Raw genomic sequence first — 20,810 nt, 5'->3', positions numbered from 1 at the left:
GATGGCCGGTTTTTTCATGCTGCCTGCGCGGCCTGTGCCTGGCGCACCACCGCCGCCAGACGCTTGAGCCCCTCGTTCAGTCGGGCCGGATCGATGTGACTGAAGTTCAGGCGAAGATGGCCGGGATTGCGATCCGGTTCGGGGAAGAACGGTTCGCCCGGCATGAACGCCACATCGTTGGCCAGCGCGGTATTGAGCAAGGTCCGTGTGTCCAGCGGTTGCTTCAGGGTCAGCCAGAAAAACAGCCCGCCCTGCGGCTTGTTCCAGTCCGCCAGGTCAGCGAAGTGGGTTTCCAGCGCTGCTTGAAAGGCATCGCGGCGCTGACGGTAGAAGCCGCGCAATTCACTCAAGTGCTGCTGATATTTTTCACTGCCGATCCACTGTAACGCCTGCCATTGGCCGATGCGGTTGGTGTGCAGATCTGCCGACTGCTTGAGTTTGAGCAGGTGCGGAAACAGATCCGGGCTGGCGATCAGGTAGCCGACGCGCAAGCCCGGCAACAGGGTTTTCGATACGGTGCCGGTGTAGATCCAGCTGGACTTCTTCAAACGTCCGGCAATCGGCTGGGCGCTGCCGCCGTCGAAGGTCAGTTCGCGGTAAGGCTCGTCTTCGATCAGGGTTACGCCAAACTCGTCGAGCAACGCCGCGACAGCTTCGCGCTTGGCTTCGCTGTAGCGTACGGCGGACGGGTTCTGGAAGGTCGGGATCAGGTAGATGAACGCCGGGTGATGCTGTTCCAGACGCTGGCGCAATTGCGCGAGGTTCGGACCGTCAGCTTCCAGCGGTACGGTCAAGCAATCGGCGCCGAACAGTTGGAAAATCTGCAAGGCCGCCAGATAAGTCGGCGCTTCCAGCAGGATTTCGGTGCCCTTGTCGATGTACAGCTTGGCCGCCAGATCGAGAGTTTGCTGGGAACCACTGACCACCAACACCTGACTCGCCTCACACGGCAGACCCAGCGCCCTCGCCTCTGCCGCCAGCGCTTCGCGCAGCGCGGGCTCACCTTCGCTCATGCCGTACTGGCCGAGAGACAGCGGCATGTCGGCCCATTCAACCTTCGGCAGCATCGCTTCAGCCGGCAAGCCACCCGCGAAAGACATGACTTCCGGGCGCTGGGCCGCAGCAAGGATTTCACGGATCAGAGAACTTTTGAGACGCGACACACGTTCGGAAAAAGCCATGGAAGTCACCGCTAGCGAGGCATGGGAAAAATGAGTCAAACTTATTGACTGAAATTACGACACCCTCTCTGGAAACGTCAATATGCTTGACCTTAAAAACTGCGCCAGCCAACAACAAGCCATGGAAGCGTTTTTCTTCGGTTACCAGGCGTTTACCGCCAAGGCTGACGAAATGCTCGAGCGTCGCGGCCTGTCCCGAGTGCATCAGCGCATCGTGTTTTTCATCGCTCGCTATCCGAACCTGAGCGTCAAGGAGTTACTCGCGCTGCTCGGCGTGAGCAAGCAGGCATTGAACATGCCGTTGCGTCAGTTGCAGGAAATGCACCTGGTGGACAGCGTTGCATCCGAGGCTGACAAGCGTAAGCGTCTGCTGGAACTGACCACCGAAGGCGCGAAGTTTGAACAGGCGCTGCGTCGCGAGCAGGTGAAACTGCTTGAACGGGTGTTTGCCGAGGCCGGCGAAAGCGCGGTGAATGGCTGGCTGGCGGTAAATATGGCGTTGGGGAAAAACCGCTCGGCCGAGTGATATAGCGCGATCCTCAAAACTTTCGTCCACAAAATCAAAAACAATATTTGCTTTATTTGTACACAAAAGCATAATCCACTGCGTGCGAGTTCCTGACCGCATGGTCAACAAATTCGCGTATGCCTCAAAGGGCCGCTGCCACCCCCTCATAGGGTCCGGCCCTGGAAATAACAATAAAACTCTTGAGGAGTACTCGCTGTGGAAAGCCGCAAATCCGAAGCATCGACGCTGGAACTCTCGCCGCCGTTACGCAATGGCCTGCTGGAGCGCCTCTTTAAACTCAGCTTGCATGGCACCACGGTGAAGACCGAGCTGATCGCCGGTCTGACAACCTTCATCACCATGGCCTACATCATTTTCGTCAACCCGAACATCATGGCCGATGCCGGGATCGATCACGGTGCGGCCTTCGTCGCCACCTGCATCGCCGCCGCGCTGGGCTGCCTGCTGATGGGCCTGTACGCCAACTGGCCGGTGGGCCTGGCGCCGGGCATGGGCCTCAACGCGTTCTTCACGTACACCGTGGTCGGCACCATGGGCTACAACTGGGAAACCGCTCTCGGTGCGGTGTTCGTCTCGGGCGTGCTGTTCATGATCCTGACCTTTTCGCGGATTCGCGAATGGCTGCTCAACAGCATCCCGGTCAGCCTGCGCTTTGCGATGGGCGCCGGTGTCGGTCTGTTCCTCGGGCTGATCGGTCTGAAAACCGCCGGCATCGTCGTCGACAGCCCGGCCACATTGATCAAGCTCGGTTCGCTACGTGAACCCGGCCCGCTGCTTGCCGCCATCTGCTTCCTGATGATCGCGATCCTCAGTTACCACAAGGTGTTCGGCGCGATCCTCATCAGCATCATCACCGTGACCCTGGCCGGCTGGGGCATCGGTCTGGTGCACTACGAGGGCATCATGTCCGCTCCGCCGAGCCTGGCGCCGACCTTCATGGCCATGAACGTCGCCGGCGTGTTCAACGTCAGCATGATCAGCGTGGTACTGGCCTTCCTTTTCGTTCACATGTTCGACACCGCCGGCACCCTGATGGGCGTTGCTCAGCGCGCCAATCTGGTGGGCGCTGACGGCCGCATCGAAAACCTTTCCCGTGCCATGAAAGCCGACTCCGCCTCCAGCGTATTCGGCGCAGTAGTCGGCGTACCGCCAGTCACCAGCTATGTGGAAAGTGCCGCCGGTGTCGCCGCTGGTGGTCGGACTGGTCTTACCGCAGTGACCGTGGGTGTGCTATTTATAGCCGCGATGTTCTTTGCACCGCTGGCCGGCATGATTCCCGCCTATGCCACCGCCGGCGCGCTGATTTATGTAGCGATGCTGATGATGGGCGGCATGGCGCACATCGAATGGGACGAAGCGACCGACAGCATTCCGGCCATCGTCACCGCGATCATGATGCCACTGACCTTCTCGGTCGCCGACGGCATCGCGCTGGGCTTCATTACCTATGTCGCGCTGAAGGCCGGCACCGGCAAGTACAAAGAGATTTCGGTCAGCCTGTGGGTGCTCTGCGCGATCTTCATCGCCAAGTTCATCTTCCTGTAAGCGACACGCGGTTCGAGCGTCAAAACAGCCTCACCCTTGCGGGTGGGGCTTTTGCACATTCTTGATAACGATAAAAAGGAGAAAGTGATGAGTCTGGAAACCTGGCTGCTGTTCAGCGGCGCTGCGCTGGTGGTGATCCTGATTCCGGGGCCACTGTCGTTGCTGATGATCAGCAACAGTCTGAATTACGGTCTACGCCGCTCCTACCCGGCGTTTCTCGGTGGCGTGAGTGCGTCGATCTGCCTGCTCAGCGCTTCGGCCCTGGGGCTGGGCGCCCTGCTGCTGGCATCGGAAAAACTGTTCAGTGCATTGAAGATCATCGGTGCGCTGTACCTGTTCTATCTCGCCTGGCAGAGCTGGCAGCAATCGCGTCAGCCATCGGTTGGCGCAGAAGTGCCGCAGGCGGCACCGGTTCCACGCTTTCGCGCACTCTTCGGACGTGCATTCATGCTCGGCGCCAGCAATCCGAAAGACATCCTGTTCTTCGCCGCGTTTCTGCCGCAATTCCTCAGCGCCGAACAACCGTTTCTGCCACAACTGCTGGTGATGATCGCGACCTGGACCGTACTTGATCTGCTGTGCAAATTGACCTACGGCCTCGGCGCCCACGGTGCCGCGCGCTACTTGCGCAGCGGCAAGGGCCAGAGCTGGTTCAACCGCATCAGTGCCGGACTGTTTGGCGGCGCAGGCGCAGCCTCATTGCTGAGCAGTCACTGAGGCCATCGAGAGCGGCCAACACCCGGCAATATTTCGCCTGGCGCATAGATATATGTACCGCACTTCGCAACGTTGATTCACCGAACATCCAGCCTCTTCTGGCCAGACCAACGTGAATCGACCTTGCGAGTGAAATACCCATGAGCCCCAAACGCCCGATAAAACCCGGTGCATCAAACACCTCCCCCGACACGCCTTTCAACCTTCCCGATGTCGGGCCTCCGGCACTCCACAGGCTGCCGCTGAACATCGCGCCCCAAGGCGAAGGCCGAATACCTGTAGATCACCTGAGGACGCCTGTTCAATCCCCCCCCTCCCACCATGCACCTCTGGAGATCGTCGACCTTCCGGCCGAGACCCATATCACCTCTGTCGTAGTCCATGCGCCGATCGAGCACTTTTTCCTTGCGCCTAATCAGCTATCCAGACTTCCCGCGCCGAATGCGCTTTCCGGCATTCGGGAACTCGGGACGCAGAAGCACTTCGTGGATCTTCAGGAAGGGGGAACCGTGTTGCTGGGCATTGATTCGGAAAACCATTTCCGGGCCAGATTGAACAGTGACTCCAGACCTTCCGGTCCACGACTCGAACGGGTGGAAGGCACCCTCACCTGGCGCGTGAAACCCAGCGACGAGAGTGTCGGCGGCAGCGATTCCAGATTGACGCTCAAGCGCCTGCGAAACCCGGATGATGGTCCGCAAGAAGTGGTTGCGCCCAAACGCTCTTCCACCTCAACGGGTGACGGATGGTCCGATCCCTGGAAAAAATGGGATTCGCCACCTCAGCAGTCATCCATCGACGGCATTGAAGTGGATGGCACCCGGTTTCTGCTTTTACCGCGCGGTACCGACCCGGACCACCCGATCGTTTACATCAAGAATCCGGAACACCGGGTGTATGACTTCGATTACATGGAACGCATCCTCGGCACTGACCTGATGCAGCAACCCAGAGGTGCGATCCGCGTTCCTCCTGCCAATCAGTGGGAAGTCGATCCGAACCTGCCCTTTCAATACCCGCTGAAGCAGTACATCGCCACTTATTTTCCGCTGTTGTCAGATACCTCGTTGAACAAGGTGGCCAGACATCAATTCGGTCTCGCCAACGATGGGGATATGGCAACCGACGTGGGCCTGACTCGCCTCAGGCAAACGTTCAACGACTGGAAGCGCGGTAACAGCACGCCTCATCCACCACTGGCCGATCCATTGCTGATGCTACCGACACTGGCGACATCCATTAGTGGGTCAGGGCTCAGCCGCACCCTGGAATTGCCAACCCTGACCCCGGAAGGTTCCCTGCAGCGACTGGATTTCGACCTGACAAGGCAAGAGTGGGATTATTTCAAAACAACGCACTCAGGCGCTGACCTCAAGCGGCTCATGGCCAGCATCCTGAATCGCCAGGGCTATGATGTTTTCACGCCAACACCTTCACATTACTCTCCGGCCTTGGTGTTTCGCCGGAAAAATCATTCCTTTGTCTTTTTCATCAGCCTGCATCGCGTATCAAAGGGCAGGACAATTCATCAACCCCTGAATTCCGGTCCCGATGCTGCCGACGCCCGGTTGAACACTCAGGTCGGATACCCGGCATTGCAGGAAATGCTCCAGGCGCATGCTGAAAACCGACTGGTGTGGCTCAAGGGTGGATCTCAGGTCCATAACTCGCAATCGGACAGCATTTTCATCGTCAGGGATAATGATTCGAGGCTCGGTACGCTAGCGAACCTGTAATCCGGATCGCTTTTGGCGAGACGAAAAAAAGCCCGCAGTGTGAGCGGGCGAAAGACCAAAGAAGCTATATGCGCAGTCGCTTCCCGGTGGAGGCAGCTGCTTGGGGGTCAGCTGCCCCGGTACGTGGAATAGCTGTAAGGCGAGATCAGCAACGGCACGTGGTAGTGATCCTGTTCGGCAGAGATGCCGAACCGCAGCACGACCACGTCCAGGAATGCCGGCTCCGGCAACTGGACGCCACGGGCGCGGTAGTAATCGCCGGCGTGGAACTGAACCTGATAGACACCGGTACGGTAGTCATCGCCTTGCAGCAGCGGCGCATCGACCCGGCCATCGCTGTTGGTAAGCGCACTGGCGACCAATTCCAGTTGCGAACCTTCAACGCGGTACAGCTCGACCTTGATCGAGCTGCCCGGGCAACCGTGTGCAGCGTCCAAAACGTGTGTTGTCAAACGTCCCATTGATTCTGCGCGCCTGCCTGCGTGGAGCAGTCAGACTTCGCGCCTCCCGAAGTCAGTTGAAAGGAGACCGCACCGTTTCGGAGCACGAAAAGCTGCGGCGAGCGACTGATTAAGACACTTTTCAAAAAAATTGTACACAATAAAAACGACATTTTTCCGCTCACCCCCGCCATCCTTCGATTTCCCGGTGATTTGCCGTGCAACCTTGCATTCATTGAACCCCCAATCCATTAGCTGACTGGTCAGGCAGGTTTCTTGCAGGTTCACGCCATTAACAGCAAAAGATGACAGCCGGTGAAAAATGCGAAAATTCAGGCTTACAAATTAAGAATAAAGTTGTATACAATCAGCCCATCGCTGTGACGCCAGCCTGCCATCCAAACTTCAGGGCGCCACACAATCTGTCAACGAATAAGAAGGAAGACTGCAGTGAGCGCTGACTACCCACGCGACCTGATCGGTTACGGCAGTAACCCTCCTCACCCACACTGGCCGGGCAATGCCCGGATCGCCCTGTCGTTCGTACTCAATTACGAAGAAGGCGGCGAGCGCAACATCCTGCACGGCGACAAAGAATCGGAAGCCTTCCTCTCGGAAATGGTTGCCGCTCAACCGCTGCAAGGCGCGCGCAACATGAGCATGGAATCGCTTTACGAGTATGGCAGCCGTGCCGGCGTCTGGCGGATCCTGAAACTGTTCAAGGAATTCGACATTCCGCTGACCATCTTCGCCGTGGCCATGGCCGCCCAGCGTCACCCGGACGTGATCCGTGCGATGGTCGAGGCCGGTCACGAGATCTGCAGCCACGGCTACCGCTGGATCGACTACCAGTACATGGACGAAGCCCAGGAACGCGAGCACATGCTCGAAGCGATCCGCATCCTCACCGAACTCACCGGCGAGCGCCCGCTGGGCTGGTACACCGGCCGCACCGGCCCGAACACCCGTCGTCTGGTGATGGAAGAAGGCGGTTTCCTCTACGACTGCGACACCTACGACGACGACCTGCCCTACTGGGAACCGAACAACCCGACCGGCAAGCCGCACCTGGTGATCCCGTACACTCTGGACACCAACGACATGCGCTTCACCCAGGTCCAGGGTTTCAACAAGGGCGACGATTTCTTCGAATACCTCAAAGACGCGTTCGACGTGCTTTACGCCGAAGGCGCCGAAGCACCGAAGATGCTGTCGATCGGTCTGCACTGCCGTCTGGTGGGCCGTCCGGCGCGTCTGGCTTCGCTCAAGCGCTTTATCGAATACGCTAAAAGTCATGAACAGGTGTGGTTCAGCCGTCGCGTCGACATCGCGCGTCACTGGCATGAAACCCACCCGTATCAAGGGGCTGCCAAATGAGCACCTTTCAAACCCTGAAACCGTCGACCCTGAGCCGCGACGCCTTCGTCAAAGCCTTCGCCGACATCTACGAACATTCGCCATGGGTGGCCGAGAAGGCCTTCGACCTGGGCCAGGACGCGTCGATCGACCAGATCGAAACACTGCACCAGCGCATGAGCGACATCCTGTTGAGCGCCGATCACGCCAGTCAACTGGCACTGATCAACGCTCACCCGGACCTGGCCGGCAAAGCTGCCGTCCAGGGCCAGCTGACCGAAGCCAGCACCAATGAACAGGCTGGCGCCGGTATTCACCAATGCACGGCCGAAGAGTTTTCTCGCTTCACCGAGCTGAACGACGCCTACAAGGCCAAGTTCAAGTTTCCCTTCATCATGGCGGTAAAAGGCAGCAACCGGCATCAGATCCTCGCGGCGTTCGAAACGCGCATTCACAACCCGGTCGACACCGAGTTCAAATGCGCGCTGGCGGAGATCAACAAGATCGCCTTGTTCCGTTTACTGACTCTCTAGCAAGCCTGACCCGAGTGCATCAAACGCGGAGAGCACCCAGGGTCTTGCAAGCATCCCAAGCCACTTATTTAAAGGCAGACAAGAAGAATGAAAGCTTACGCCGTACCTTTCGAGAAGTTCGTCAACCTGGCCGATGCCCGTCTGGGCACCAAAATCATCTCGGTCACCGATGACTGGTTCGCAGACGCCAATCGTCTGTTTCAGCCGACCCCGGCCGTATGGAAGGAGGGCGTGTTCGACGACAACGGCAAGTGGATGGACGGCTGGGAATCCCGCCGCAAGCGCTTCGAAGGCTACGACAGCGCGGTAATCCGCCTGGGCGTACCGGGTTCGATCAAAGGCGTGGACATCGACACTTCATTCTTCACCGGCAACTTCCCGCCATCGGCCTCGCTGGAAGCGTGCTTCCTGGCCTCGGGCGAGCCGGACGAAAACACCCAGTGGACCGAAGTGCTGTCGGCCGTCGAGCTGCAAGGCAACAGCCACCACTACCACGAAATCAGCAACGACAAGGCGTTCAGCCACCTGCGTTTCAACATCTACCCGGATGGCGGCGTGGCCCGTCTGCGTGTGTACGGCATTCCGTTCCGCGACTGGTCGGCTGTCGGCGACAACGAGCAAGTCGACCTGGCAGCAGCCCTCAACGGTGGCCGCGCCCTCGCCTGCTCCGACGAACACTTCGGCCGCATGAGCAACATCCTCAACCCGGGCCGTGGCATCAACATGGGCGACGGCTGGGAAACCGCACGTCGTCGCACGCCAGGCAATGACTGGGTGATCGTCGCGCTGGGCCACCCGGGCGAGATCGAGAAAGTCGTCGTCGATACCCTGCACTTCAAGGGCAACTACCCGGACAGTTGCTCGATCCAGGGCGCGTTCGTAAAAGGCGGCACCGACAGCCAGATCGAAACCCAGTCGCTGTTCTGGCGCGAACTGCTGCCGAGCCAGAAGCTGGAAATGCACGCCGAACACACCTTCGTCGAGCAGATCAAGGCACTGGGCCCGATCACCCACATCCGTCTGAACGTGTTCCCGGATGGTGGTGTGAGTCGCCTGCGCCTGTTCGGCAAGGTCGCCAAGTAAGCGTTGAATCCTGTAAGGGGGGAGCTTGCTCCCTCCTCACACAAAGCAGAACCAACAACACAGAATTCGGAAAAGAACAGCATGCGCACATTGACGATTGAACCGCTGACCAAAGAAGCCTTCGCCCCGTTCGGTGACGTGATCGAAACCGACGGCAGCGATCACTTCATGATCAACAACGGTTCGACCATGCGCTTCCACAAACTGGCGACGGTCGAAACCGCAACGCCCGAGGACAACGCGATCATCAGCATCTTCCGCGCCGACGCGCAGGACATGCCGCTGACCGTGAGCATGCTGGAACGCCATCCGCTGGGCAGCCAGGCTTTCATTCCGCTGCTCGGCAACCCCTTTCTGATCGTGGTCGCGCCACTTGGCGATGTACCTGTATCAGGCTTGGTCCGCGCCTTCGTCACCAACGGCAGGCAGGGCATCAATTACCATCGCGGCGTCTGGCACCACCCGGTGCTGACGATCGAAAAGCGGGATGACTTCCTGGTGGTTGATCGCAGTGGCACAGGCAATAACTGCGATGAGCATTTTTTCAAAGAGGATGAGCGTTTGATCCTCGCCCCCCACCAATAAGAGAAGGTCTGATCACTCGACAACAAGAGTGACAGGCGAGAGGTAAAGACTGTGGAAGCACATCTGTTGGAATGGCTGAACCTGAGCGTGCGCTGGGTTCACATGATCACTGGCGTGGCCTGGATCGGCGCGTCGTTCTACTTCGTCTGGCTGGAGAACAACCTCAACCGCGTCAACCCGAAAACCGGTCTTGCCGGTGATCTGTGGGCGATCCACGGCGGCGGTATCTATCACCTGGAAAAATACAAACTGGCCCCTCCGTCGATGCCGGAGAACCTGCACTGGTTCAAATGGGAAGCCTATTTCACCTGGATGTCGGGGATCGCGCTGCTGTGCGTGGTGTTCTACTCCAACCCCGTGCTCTACCTCGTGGCACCCGGCAGCGGCCTGACCGGCCCTGAAGGCGTGGCCATCGGCATCGGTTCGCTGATCGCCGGCTGGTTCATCTACGACTTCCTCTGCGATTCGCCCCTCGGCAAGAAACCCGCCCTGCTCGGCTTCATCCTGTTCGTGCTGATCATCGGCGCGGCGTTTGGCTTCAGCAAGGTGTTCAGCGGTCGTGGTGCGTACCTGCACGTCGGCGCGATCATCGGCACCATCATGGTCGGCAACGTGTTCCGCATCATCATGCCGGCACAGCGCGCACTGGTGGCCGCGATTGCCGAGAACCGCACGCCGGATCCGGCGCTGCCGGCCAAAGGCCTGCTGCGTTCGCGTCACAACAACTACTTCACCCTGCCGGTGCTGTTCATCATGATCAGCAACCACTTCCCGAGCACTTACGGCAGCCAGTACAACTGGCTGATCCTGGCCGGGATCGCAGTGTTGGCGGTGTTGGTGCGTCACTACTTCAACACCCGTCACGACAGCCACAAGTTTGCCTGGACCCTGCCGGTGGCAGCGGTGGGCATGATCACCCTGGCCTACGTCACCGGCCCTGCGCCGATGCCGACCGCGCCGGAAGTGGCCAAGGCTCCAGCGAAAATCGAGTACCAGCCGCTGCCGGAAACGGCCCTGGGTGGTGGTGCGAAACCGGCTGAAGCGGCACAACCGGCCGCTGCACCGGCCGCTGCTCCGGCTCAGGCGTCCAACGCCGGGCCTGCGTTCGACAAGGTGCACAACGTGATCCAGGAACGCTGCGCGGTCTGCCATTCGGCCAAACCGACCAGCCCGCTGTTCAGCGCTGCCCCGGCCGGTGTGATGTTCGACACCCCCGAGCAGATCCGCCAGAACGCGGCGCGGATCCAGGCGCAAGCCATCACCACGCAGATCATGCCACTGGGCAACATCACGCAGATGACCCAGCAGGAACGTGACCTGATCGGTGCATGGATCGCCCAGGGAGCCCAGACCAACTAAGCAATAAAAGCATCGCGGGCAAGCCCGCTCCCACAGGGATTCACACAATCCCGTGGGAGCTGGCTTGCCTGCGATTAGCCGCAACGCGGTTTACCTGATGCAAAGAAACAGCTGTGAGCAACCCGGCAGCTGTTCAATCACAAGAATAAAAAAGATCCGAGGTGTTGCATGTCCGAGCTGTCCAAAGCGCGCATCCCCGACGCACCCGCCATTCAGCGTTTGCCCCTTTTGCAACTGATCCTGGTCGGTTTGCAACATGTTCTGCTGATGTACGGCGGCGCCATCGCGGTACCGCTGATCATCGGACAGGCCGCTGGCCTGAGTCGTGAAGAAATCGCCTTCCTGATCAACGCCGACCTGCTGGTCGCCGGCATCGCCACCATCGTGCAGTCCTTAGGGATAGGCCCCATGGGCATTCGCATGCCGGTGATGATGGGCGCCAGTTTCGCCGCCGTCGGCAGCATGGTCGCCATGGCCGGCATGCCCGGCATCGGTCTGCAGGGAATCTTCGGCGCGACCATCGCTGCCGGGTTCTTCGGCATGATCATCGCGCCGTTCATGTCCAAGGTCGTACGCTTCTTCCCGCCGCTGGTGACCGGCACGGTCATCACCTCGATCGGTTTGTCATTGTTCCCCGTGGCCGTGAACTGGGCCGGTGGCGGCGCTGGCGCCGCTCAATTCGGTTCGCCGATTTATCTGGCCATCGCCGCTTTGGTGCTGGCGACCATTCTGCTGATCCACCGCTTCATGCGCGGTTTCTGGGTCAATATTTCCGTACTGATCGGCATGTGCCTGGGCTACGTGCTCTGCGGTGCCATCGGCATGGTCGATCTGAGCGGCATGGCCAACGCGCCGTGGGTTCAGTTCGTCACCCCGCTGCATTTCGGCATGCCGAAGTTCGAACTGGCGCCGATCCTGTCGATGTGTCTGGTGGTGGTGATCATCTTTGTCGAATCCACCGGGATGTTCCTGGCGCTGGGAAAGATCACTGGTCAGGAAGTCTGCCCGCGCATGTTGCGTCGTGGCCTGCTGTGTGATGCCGGCGCTTCGTTTGTCGCCGGATTCTTCAACACCTTCACCCACTCCTCCTTCGCGCAGAACATTGGCCTGGTGCAGATGACCGGCGTGCGCTGCCGTTCGGTGACCATCGTTGCCGGCGGTCTGCTGATCGTCCTGAGCCTGCTGCCGAAAGCGGCATTCCTCGTGGCGTCGATTCCATCGGCGGTGCTGGGTGGTGCGGCGATTGCGATGTTCGGCATGGTGGCCGCGACCGGCATCAAGATCCTGCAGGAAGCCGACATCGGCGACCGCCGCAATCAATTGCTGGTGGCGGTGAGCATCGGCATGGGCCTGATCCCGGTGGTAAGGCCGGAGTTCTTCGCCCACTTGCCGTTGTGGATGAGCCCGATCACCCACAGCGGGATCGCCATGGCCACCCTCAGCGCCCTGACGCTGAACCTGTTGTTCAACATTCTCGGCGGCGCCGAACGCGCGGCCATCAACGACTGTCACGCACACCCGCACTGATCCGAAGAGTAAAAAAAGGGGGCTCGCCAAAGCCTGCCCCCTCGCGACAGCTTTGCCTCAAACAATAAAAACAAGAGGGAGCAACAGATGATCCGGACTCAAACCAACGTGTTGTTGAGCGGCGGCCTGCTGGCCGCATCACAAGCCATGGCCGGCGATTTATTGCTGTGGCAGACCAACAGCCTGAGCTACCTGTACGGCAAGAACTTCGCGATCAATCCGTCGATCCAGCAGACGGTGACGTTCGAGCACGCCGACAAGTGGAAGTACGGCGACAACTTCCTGTTCGTCGACAAGATCTTCTACAACGGCAAGGAAGACCGCAACAAAGGCCCGCACACCTATTACGGTGAATTCACCCCGCGCTTCTCCTTCGGCAAGATCTTCGACAAGAAGATCGAATTCGGCCCGATCAAGGACGTGCTGCTGGCAATGACCTACGAGTACGGCGAAGGCGAGAGCGAGGCCTATCTGATCGGCCCCGGCTTCGACCTGAAAGTGCCGGGCTTCAACTACGTCACCCTGAACATCTTCCGCCGCCAGACCGAAGGCCCGCGCCCGGGCGATGGTGTCTGGCAGATCACCCCGGGCTGGTCCTACAGCTTTCCGGTGGGCAATTCCGACGTGCTGATCGACGGCTATCTCGACTGGGTCGTCGACAACGACGAGAACTCCCGCGGCACCTATCACGCCAACCTGCACATCAATCCGCAGATCAAATACGACCTGGGCAAAGCTCTCGGCTGGCGTCAGAAGCAGCTGTATGTCGGCACCGAGTACAGCTACTGGAAGAACAAATACGGGGTTGAAAGCAGCCACAACCTCGACACCAATCAGAACACCGCCAGCCTGCTGGTGAAGGTGCACTTCTAAGATGACCCGCAACCGTGCCGCCTACCTGTCGTCGGTGCTCTGTTGCGGGGCACTTGAGGCCTGGCCGTTGAGTCAGTATTCTCCGCGGCCTCCTGAATTCGGTCTAAAAAAAAGCCCGGATTTAATTCCTGACCGACGGGCCAACTTATCCCGGCCGCGGTCAGTACCGAGGCGTCCCGAAAACACGCTCAATCGACTGTTTTTCAGCAGCCGACGGGCGTTTTTTTGCTTTTCGAAAAGCCTTGGCTCAGCTCTTGCTAACAGCATTAAAGCTGACCGAATGGATGATTTTTGCGGCAACGAAAAAAGGCGCCACACCAGAGCGCCGACTCAAAAAAATAAACGTGGAATACCTACTTTGGGAGCAACCGAATGAAACGTATGAGCACCAGCCTGATGCTTGCGGGAACCATGCTGGCGGGGGGCCAGACCATGGCCGACGGCCTGCTGCAATGGCAGAACAACAGCCTGACCTACCTGTACGGCAAGGACTTCAAGGTCAACCCGGCCATCCAGCAGACCGTCACCTTCGAGCACGCCGATGCGTGGAAGTACGGCGACAACTTCCTGTTCGTCGACAAGATTTTCTATAACGGCAAGCCTGACGGCGGCGTCGGCAACAACACTTACTACGGTGAGTTCCAGCCACGTATCTCGCTGGGCAAGGTGCTCGACCAGAAGATCGAATTCGGACCGATCAAAGACGTGCTGCTGGCCATGACCTACGAGTTCGGCGAAGGCGACGTCGAGTCCTACCTGATCGGTCCAGGCTTCGACCTGGCGATTCCGGGCTTCGACTACTTCCAGCTGAACTTCTACCAGCGTCACACCGAAGGTTCGCGTCCGGGTGACAACGTCTGGCAGATCACGCCGGTCTGGTCCTACACCATTCCGGTCGGCAACTCGAACGTGCTGATCGACGGCTACATGGACTGGGTGGTCGACAACGACGTCAACAGCAAAGGCGAATACCACGCCAACCTGCACTTCAACCCACAGGTCAAATACGACCTGGGCAAGGCGCTGAATTTCGGCGAGAAGCAGCTGTACGTCGGTGTGGAATACGACTACTGGAAAGACAAGTACGGGATCGACGACACCCGTGGCTTCACCACCAATCAGAACGTGACCAGCTTCCTGGTGAAGTTCCACTTCTGATAGTGATGCCGATGGCGCCCACCCGGGCGCCATCTGTTTCAGGCCGGAACCACCGCCTCGCCAATCCCGAGAAACCGGCACAGCTCATCGCGCTTGGCCAGTGCATCGCGCCGCCCAAGATCGATCAATTCGCTGCAATACCCCGCCTCGAACAGCAAATAACTCAACACCCCTGCCCCGCTCGTTTTGGTCGCCCCCGGCCCACGCAAGAACAGCCGCAACGCCGCCGGCAGTTCTTGACGATGCCGTGCCGCGATTTCATCGATTGGCTGGCTTGGCGAAATCACCAGCACCTCCACCGGCGCCACGCCCAGCGTGCGTATCGGCGTGCCTTCGGGCATCAAATGGCTGAACTGGTTCAGACGCTGAAGCAGCTCGATATCGCTTTCCAGGCTGTCAATGAACGTACTGTTGAGCATGTGCCCGCCGATCTGCGCCAGCGTCGGCTGCTGACCGGTATAAGTGCGCTCCAGCGGTTGTGCCGGATCGAAACCGCGCGGGTTGCCGCTGACACCCACCACCAGCACCCGGCTCGCGCCCAGGTGCAGCGCCGGGCTGATCGGCGCCGATTGCCGCACCGCGCCATCACCAAAGTATTCCTCGCCGATTTTCACCGGCGCGAACAACAGCGGGATCGCCGAACTGGCGAGCAAGTGCTCCACGGTCAGTTGCGTCGGCACTCCGATGCGCCGATGACGCAACCATGAGTCGATGGTGCCGCCGCCCTGATAGAAGGTTACCGCTTGTCCGGATTCGTAGCCGAACGCGGTTACAGCCACCGCATGCAATTGCTTGCGGGCGATGGATTCGGCGATGCCGGGCATGTGCAGTTTTTCATCGAGCAGATGCCGCAGCGGCGAGCTGTTGAGCAGCGCCACCGGCAAGTGCCGGCCCATGCCCAGCAAACTGTGACTGACGAAGCGGCTGGCCTGACGGATCACCCCCGGCCAGTCGCTGCGCAGCACGCGGTGGCTGCGAAAGCCTTGCCAGAACAGGGTCAGGCGTTCGATGGCGGCGCGAAAGTCCGTGGCGCCGCTGGCGAGACTGACTGCGTTGATCGCCCCGGCCGAGGTACCGACGATCACCGGGAACGGATTGTCCGCGCCCAGCGGCAGCAATTCGGCTATCGCCGCCAGCACCCCCACCTGATACGCCGCCCGAGCCCCGCCGCCGGAAAGAATCAAACCTGTGACCGGTTCAGTTGGGCTCATCGCAACGCTCCGTGGTGCTTATGGGATGGGGTGAATCAACGACGTTTGGCGTACAGCTTCGGCTCGCCCGGCGGACGGCTCTTGAAGCGCCGGTGCGCCCACAGGTATTGCTCGGGGCAATCACGCAACACGCCTTCGACCCACTGATTGATGCGGATGCAATCGGCTTCTTCGGTTTCGCCAGGGAAACCCTCCAGCGGTGGATGGATCACCAGACGATAGCCGCTGCCGTCGGCCAGACGCTCCTGAGTGAACGGCACCACCAGCGCCTTGCCCAGTCGGGCGAACTTGCTGGTGGCGGTGACCGTCGCAGCCTGAATGCCGAACAGCGGCACGAAGATGCTTTGCTTGGCGCCGTAGTCCTGATCCGGCGCGTACCAGATCGCGCGCCCGGAACGCAGCAGCTTGAGCATGCCGCGCACGTCGTCGCGCTCCACCGCCAGCGAATCGAGATTGTGCCGCTCGCGGCCCTGACGCTGGATGAAATCGAACAGCGGGTTCTTGTGCTCGCGGTACATGCCGTCGATGGTGTGCTGCTGGCCGAGCAGCGCCGCGCCGATTTCCAGGGTGGTGAAATGCACCGCCATCAGAATCACGCCCTTGCCTTCGCGCTGGGCCTTTTGCAGGTGCTCGAGGCCTTCGACATGGGCCAGTTTTGCCAGACGCTGACGGGACCACCACCAGCTCATCGCCATTTCAAAGAACGCGATGCCGGTGGAGGCGAAGTTTTCCTTGAGCAGGCGTTTGCGCTCGGCGGCGGATTTTTCCGGGAAACACAGTTCCAGATTGCGCTTGGCAATGCGCCGCCGGTCGCCGGCGAAGCGATACATCAGGGCGCCAAGAAAACGACCGATGGCCAGCAATGCCGGATAGGGCAACTGCACCGTCAGCCACAACAGCCCGAGGCCGCACCAGAGCGGCCAGAAGCGTGGAGCAAGAAATGCTTTTCGAAAACGCGGGCGATCCATTAAAGCTTCCGTAAATAAGTGGCCGCGCATTCTACATCGTTCAGCCCGGCTTGCGGCTGGCGGGCGTTCTCGTTATAAGTCTCGGCACTTTTAGTGACAAGCCGTTGTATGCCGACATGAGCCAAAACGAATCGCCAGACCAAGATCCCGTGTTCCAGTTGAAGGGCAGCATGCTCGCCATCACGGTGCTCGAACTGTCCCGTAACGACCTGGACAGCCTCGATCGGCAACTGGCCGCCAAAGTCGCCCAGGCACCGAACTTCTTCAGCAACGCGCCGCTGGTTCTGGCGCTGGACAAGCTGCCGCCGAGCGAAGGCGCGGTCGATCTGCCGGGCCTGATGCGCGTGTGTCGCCAGCACGGCCTGCGCACCCTGGCGATCCGCGCCAGCCGCATCGAAGACATCGCCGCCGCCATCGCCATCGACATTCCGGTGCTGCCGCCGTCCGGCGCCCGTGAACGGCCGCTGGAAACCGCCGAACCCGTTGCACCGAAGAAACCGGAAAAGCCGCCGGAGCCGACCGTCAAACCGACCCGAGTCATCACCACGCCAGTACGTGGTGGCCAACAGATATATGCGCAAGGTGGCGATCTGGTGGTGGTTTCCTCGGTCAGTCCGGGGGCGGAACTTCTCGCCGATGGCAACATCCATGTATACGGCCCGATGCGCGGTCGTGCGCTGGCCGGGGTCAAGGGTGACACCAAGGCGCGGATTTTCTGTCAGCAATTGAGCGCTGAACTGATCTCCATCGCAGGCCATTACAAGGTTTCCGAAGACCTGCGTCGCGATCCGATGTGGGGTTCGGGCGTACAGGTCAGCCTGTCGGGCGACGTGTTGAACATCATTCGGCTTTAACGGATACTGCCGCATTTTCCAAGCATCTCTAAAACGTAGCGAAAACGGCTCAAACGAAGTAGGAAAAAGGCCAAAAGCCGAATTCCAGCCAAGGCTGTCCGACTGCAGTAGTTTTCAAGAGATGTTTTTCAGGGGCTGAACAGTCCTTCTTCCTTAGGGGTGAAACACCTTGGCCAAGATTCTCGTGGTTACATCCGGCAAGGGTGGTGTGGGTAAGACCACCACCAGCGCCGCTATCGGTACCGGCCTCGCTCTGCGCGGCCACAAAACAGTGATCGTCGACTTCGACGTGGGCTTGCGTAACCTCGACCTGATCATGGGTTGCGAGCGCCGCGTGGTGTATGACTTCGTCAACGTGGTCAACGGCGAAGCCAACCTGCAACAGGCCCTGATCAAAGACAAGCGCCTGGAAAACCTCTACGTGCTGGCCGCCAGCCAGACCCGCGACAAAGACGCGCTGACCCAGGAAGGCGTGGAAAAAGTCCTGATGGAGCTCAAGGAACAATTCGAGTTCGTGGTCTGCGACTCCCCGGCGGGCATCGAGAAAGGCGCCCACCTGGCCATGTACTTCGCTGACGAAGCAATCGTCGTGACCAACCCTGAAGTCTCCTCGGTACGTGACTCGGACCGCATGCTCGGCCTGCTGGCCAGCAAGTCCCGTCGCGCCGAACGCGGCGAGGAGCCGATCCAGGAACACCTGCTGATCACCCGCTACCACCCGGAACGCGTCGAAAAAGGCGAAATGCTTGGCGTTGAAGACGTCAAGGAAATCCTCGCCGTGCGCCTGCTGGGTGTCATTCCGGAATCCCAGGCCGTGCTCAAGGCTTCCAACCAGGGCGTCCCGGTTATCCTCGACGACCAGAGCGACGCCGGCCAGGCCTACAGCGATACCGTTGATCGCTTGCTGGGCAAGGAAAAAGAACACCGGTTCCTGAATGTCGAGAAGAAGGGATTCTTCGAGCGTCTGTTTGGAGGTAGGTAATGAACCTTTTTGACTTCTTTCGTGCCAACAAAAAGCCAAGTACCGCCTCGGTCGCGAAAGAGCGTCTACAGATCATCGTGGCGCATGAACGCGGCCAGCGCAGCACCCCTGACTACCTGCCATCCTTGCAGAAGGAACTGGTGGAAGTGATCCGCAAGTACGTCAACATCGGCAACGACGACGTACACGTGGCACTGGAAAGCCAGGGCAGCTGCTCGATTCTGGAACTCAACATCACCCTGCCAGATCGCTGAGTCGATCCGGCAGGAACGACGGCGGCTCAGGACCCCTCCGATACAGGAAGGGCCCTGAGCCGCCGTTGGCATTTGTTACGAGGCTGTTTTAATGCCGCTGTCCAACGTCCAAATCATTTATCAGGACGCCGCCGTACTGGTGGTGAACAAACCGACCCTGTTGCTCTCGGTGCCCGGCCGGGCCGATGACAACAAGGACTGCCTGATCACCCGCCTGCAGGAAAACGGCTACCCGGAAGCACGTATCGTCCATCGTCTGGACTGGGAAACCTCCGGCATCATCCTGCTCGCTCGCGACGCCGATACCCACCGCGAACTGTCGCGGCAGTTTCACGATCGCGAAACCGAAAAGGCCTACACCGCCCTGGCCTGGGGCCAGCCGGAACTGGACAGCGGCAGCATCGACCTGCCCCTGCGCTACGACCCGCCGACCAAACCACGCCATGTGGTGGACCACGAATTCGGCAAACACGCCCTGACCTTCTGGCGCGTTCTGGAACGTTGCGGCGACTGGTGCCGCGTCGAGCTGACGCCGATCACCGGCCGTTCGCACCAGTTGCGCGTACACATGCTGTCCATCGGTCATCCGTTGCTCGGTGACGGGCTCTACGCTCACGAACAAGCCCTCGCCGCCTGGCCGCGTCTGTGCCTGCACGCCAGCATGCTCAGCTTCACCCACCCACAGTCCGGCGAACGCTTGCGCTTCGAATGCCCGGCTCCGTTTTAAGCACTGCCTGACCGGCAGTCGCCTGTTTTAAAGGATTATGTTCCGGATGAGTTGTACTGATTCCCTGGCAACACCCGTCAAGAAGACCCGTCACCAACTGCTTTACCTGATTTACGGCAACCAGGATGTTTACCGGCGCGAAGCCAAGTTCAGCATCCTGACCGCCCTGTCTCAGGCCAAGACCGGCAAACGTCCGGCGATCAGGATCCTCACTGACCGGCCGCAGGACTACGAAGGCTGGCCGGTCGATACCGTGCTGCTCGACGAACCGACACTGACTCGCTGGCAAGGCCACAACGGCTATCACCACCGACGCAAGGCCTGCGCCATCGCCGCCGGCCTGCAACTTGCCGAAAAGACCTTGTTCGTCGACACCGACACCCTGTTCACCAGCGACCCGAATCGCCTGTTCCCGCACATCACCCCCGAGCAATCGGTGATGGATCGCTTCGAATACGACTGGAAAGATGTCTTCGAGCGCGAAGATTACCTGAAGCTCGGCCGCGATCTCGGTGCCCATGGCGTCACCCCGGAAAACGGCTTCAAGCTCTACAACAGCGGGCTCTGCGGTGTGACCTACAGCGACGGAGCATTGTTCGAGGAGTCGATCCGCCTGATCGACGAATGGACGGCCGACGGTTTCGAGATCCATACCATCGAACAGGTCGCCCTGTCGTTCGCCATGCGCAAACGGCCGGTGGTCGAGGCCCGCAAGTACATCTATCACTACTTTGCGGAAAAGCGCTTTTTCCACGCGATGCAGGCGTTCTTCTTCGCCCAGCACGGCGAAAAGTTCAGCCAGCGGCTGGTGGATCTATGCAAGGACGTGCCGCGGGTCAAACCGTTCCCGTCTGCGTGGCAGCGCCTGAAAATCAAATGGAAGCTGCGCAACCAGAAAGGCACCCTGCGCAAGGTTGGTCGCGATCTGCTGTACGGCAGCGCCGCCCCGGATCATCCGTACTACAGCGCCTGTCGCCATGAATGGTGGGAATGTGCCTCGCGAGAGATTCTGCGCTGGGACGAAAGCCGTCAGAAAAAGCTCCTGAACCAGAACCGCTGGCCGCAACAACTGCCCCGCCCGGAAAAAACCGAAGACGAAAAAGTCATCATGTCCTACCTGAAAAAACGCGTGGCCGCCGCTCGTTGACGCGAGCGGTACATGTCATGTCCCAAGCATCAGGCCGATGCGTTA

21 protein-coding genes are annotated in these 20,810 nt (G+C 59.7%); 17 read left to right on the top strand and 4 right to left on the bottom strand.

The window, feature by feature from the left end; translation table 11 throughout:
• Positions 1-14: 14 nt before the first annotated feature.
• Complete coding sequence (locus ACKLNA_RS28210; RefSeq protein WP_408987771.1) at positions 15-1,181, bottom strand: PLP-dependent aminotransferase family protein; 1,167 nt, start codon at positions 1,179-1,181, stop codon at positions 15-17.
• Positions 1,182-1,263: 82 nt separating this feature from the next.
• Between ACKLNA_RS28210 and ACKLNA_RS28205 the strand changes: the two genes are divergently transcribed.
• The 4 genes from ACKLNA_RS28205 (at position 1,264) to ACKLNA_RS28190 (ending at position 5,708) form a co-directional block, all read left to right on the top strand.
• Positions 1,264-1,707 carry a MarR family winged helix-turn-helix transcriptional regulator gene (locus ACKLNA_RS28205; protein ID WP_408987770.1) on the top strand — a complete coding sequence of 148 codons (444 nt, stop codon included), beginning with the start codon at positions 1,264-1,266 and terminating at the stop codon, positions 1,705-1,707.
• A 198-nt stretch (positions 1,708-1,905) separates the two neighbouring features.
• Positions 1,906-3,255 carry an NCS2 family permease gene (locus ACKLNA_RS28200; RefSeq protein WP_085710637.1) on the top strand — a complete coding sequence of 450 codons (1,350 nt, stop codon included), beginning with the start codon at positions 1,906-1,908 and terminating at the stop codon, positions 3,253-3,255.
• An 87-nt stretch (positions 3,256-3,342) separates the two neighbouring features.
• Entirely contained in the window at positions 3,343-3,972 is a 630-nt protein-coding gene (locus ACKLNA_RS28195; protein ID WP_408987769.1) for a LysE family translocator, read from the top strand.
• A gap of 140 nt (positions 3,973-4,112) precedes the next feature.
• The gene (locus ACKLNA_RS28190; RefSeq protein ID WP_408987768.1) at positions 4,113-5,708 is read left to right on the top strand and encodes a hypothetical protein; all 1,596 of its coding nucleotides are present in this window, start codon (positions 4,113-4,115) and stop codon (positions 5,706-5,708) included.
• 107 nt (positions 5,709-5,815) lie between these two features.
• On the opposite strand, the gene uraH is transcribed toward ACKLNA_RS28190, so the two are convergent.
• The gene (gene uraH / locus ACKLNA_RS28185) at positions 5,816-6,169 is read right to left on the bottom strand and encodes a hydroxyisourate hydrolase (RefSeq protein ID WP_115077097.1); all 354 of its coding nucleotides are present in this window, start codon (positions 6,167-6,169) and stop codon (positions 5,816-5,818) included.
• Between the two features lie 429 nt (positions 6,170-6,598).
• On the opposite strand from uraH, the gene puuE reads away from it, so the two are divergent.
• From puuE to ACKLNA_RS28145, 8 genes are all read left to right on the top strand, one after another.
• On the top strand, positions 6,599-7,525 hold the full coding sequence (gene puuE, locus ACKLNA_RS28180) for an allantoinase PuuE (RefSeq protein WP_007960032.1): 927 nt from the start codon (positions 6,599-6,601) through the stop codon (positions 7,523-7,525).
• Positions 7,522-8,037 carry a 2-oxo-4-hydroxy-4-carboxy-5-ureidoimidazoline decarboxylase gene (uraD, locus tag ACKLNA_RS28175; protein ID WP_085710634.1) on the top strand — a complete coding sequence of 172 codons (516 nt, stop codon included), beginning with the start codon at positions 7,522-7,524 and terminating at the stop codon, positions 8,035-8,037. The genes puuE and uraD overlap by 4 nt, the downstream gene beginning before the upstream one ends.
• An 87-nt stretch (positions 8,038-8,124) precedes the next feature.
• Positions 8,125-9,120, top strand: a complete 996-nt coding sequence (gene alc / locus ACKLNA_RS28170) for an allantoicase (RefSeq protein WP_408987767.1) — start codon at positions 8,125-8,127, stop codon at positions 9,118-9,120.
• 81 nt (positions 9,121-9,201) lie between these two features.
• On the top strand, positions 9,202-9,705 hold the full coding sequence (locus ACKLNA_RS28165) for an ureidoglycolate lyase (RefSeq protein ID WP_027613342.1): 504 nt from the start codon (positions 9,202-9,204) through the stop codon (positions 9,703-9,705).
• Positions 9,706-9,756: 51 nt separating this feature from the next.
• Positions 9,757-11,064: a urate hydroxylase PuuD gene (locus ACKLNA_RS28160; RefSeq protein WP_408987766.1), complete on the top strand. Its 1,308-nt coding sequence runs from the start codon at positions 9,757-9,759 to the stop codon at positions 11,062-11,064.
• A 168-nt stretch (positions 11,065-11,232) separates the two neighbouring features.
• The gene (locus ACKLNA_RS28155) at positions 11,233-12,591 is read left to right on the top strand and encodes a nucleobase:cation symporter-2 family protein (RefSeq protein WP_408987765.1); all 1,359 of its coding nucleotides are present in this window, start codon (positions 11,233-11,235) and stop codon (positions 12,589-12,591) included.
• An 87-nt stretch (positions 12,592-12,678) separates the two neighbouring features.
• Positions 12,679-13,464, top strand: a complete 786-nt coding sequence (locus tag ACKLNA_RS28150) for an outer membrane protein OmpK (protein WP_408987764.1) — start codon at positions 12,679-12,681, stop codon at positions 13,462-13,464.
• Positions 13,465-13,836: 372 nt separating this feature from the next.
• Entirely contained in the window at positions 13,837-14,622 is a 786-nt protein-coding gene (locus ACKLNA_RS28145) for an outer membrane protein OmpK (protein ID WP_408987763.1), read from the top strand.
• A 38-nt stretch (positions 14,623-14,660) separates the two neighbouring features.
• Here the strand turns inward: ACKLNA_RS28145 and ACKLNA_RS28140 are convergent, their stop codons facing one another.
• Both ACKLNA_RS28140 and ACKLNA_RS28135 read right to left on the bottom strand, forming a co-directional pair.
• Positions 14,661-15,833, bottom strand: coding sequence for a patatin-like phospholipase family protein (locus ACKLNA_RS28140; RefSeq protein ID WP_408987762.1), 1,173 nt, complete (start codon positions 15,831-15,833; stop codon positions 14,661-14,663).
• 35 nt (positions 15,834-15,868) lie between these two features.
• On the bottom strand, positions 15,869-16,801 hold the full coding sequence (locus ACKLNA_RS28135; RefSeq protein WP_085710628.1) for a lipid A biosynthesis lauroyl acyltransferase: 933 nt from the start codon (positions 16,799-16,801) through the stop codon (positions 15,869-15,871).
• 116 nt (positions 16,802-16,917) lie between these two features.
• On the opposite strand from ACKLNA_RS28135, the gene minC reads away from it, so the two are divergent.
• From minC to ACKLNA_RS28110, 5 genes are all read left to right on the top strand, one after another.
• Positions 16,918-17,655, top strand: a complete 738-nt coding sequence (minC, locus tag ACKLNA_RS28130) for a septum site-determining protein MinC (protein ID WP_085710676.1) — start codon at positions 16,918-16,920, stop codon at positions 17,653-17,655.
• Between the two features lie 169 nt (positions 17,656-17,824).
• On the top strand, positions 17,825-18,637 hold the full coding sequence (gene minD, locus ACKLNA_RS28125; protein ID WP_064378705.1) for a septum site-determining protein MinD: 813 nt from the start codon (positions 17,825-17,827) through the stop codon (positions 18,635-18,637).
• Positions 18,637-18,891, top strand: coding sequence for a cell division topological specificity factor MinE (gene minE / locus ACKLNA_RS28120; RefSeq protein ID WP_007960071.1), 255 nt, complete (start codon positions 18,637-18,639; stop codon positions 18,889-18,891). Before minD ends, minE begins: the two co-directional genes overlap by 1 nt.
• Positions 18,892-18,982: 91 nt before the next feature.
• Positions 18,983-19,618: an RluA family pseudouridine synthase gene (locus tag ACKLNA_RS28115; protein WP_408987761.1), complete on the top strand. Its 636-nt coding sequence runs from the start codon at positions 18,983-18,985 to the stop codon at positions 19,616-19,618.
• 46 nt (positions 19,619-19,664) lie between these two features.
• Positions 19,665-20,765, top strand: coding sequence for a hypothetical protein (locus ACKLNA_RS28110; RefSeq protein ID WP_408987760.1), 1,101 nt, complete (start codon positions 19,665-19,667; stop codon positions 20,763-20,765).
• Positions 20,766-20,810 lie beyond the last annotated feature (45 nt).

The sequence above is a fragment of the Pseudomonas sp. UV AK001 genome (assembly GCF_046097675.1).
Taxonomy (GTDB): Bacteria; Pseudomonadota; Gammaproteobacteria; order Pseudomonadales; family Pseudomonadaceae; genus Aquipseudomonas; species Aquipseudomonas kribbensis.
Note: the sequence above shows the minus strand (reverse complement) of the source record. Positions and strands in the feature narration are given on the sequence as shown.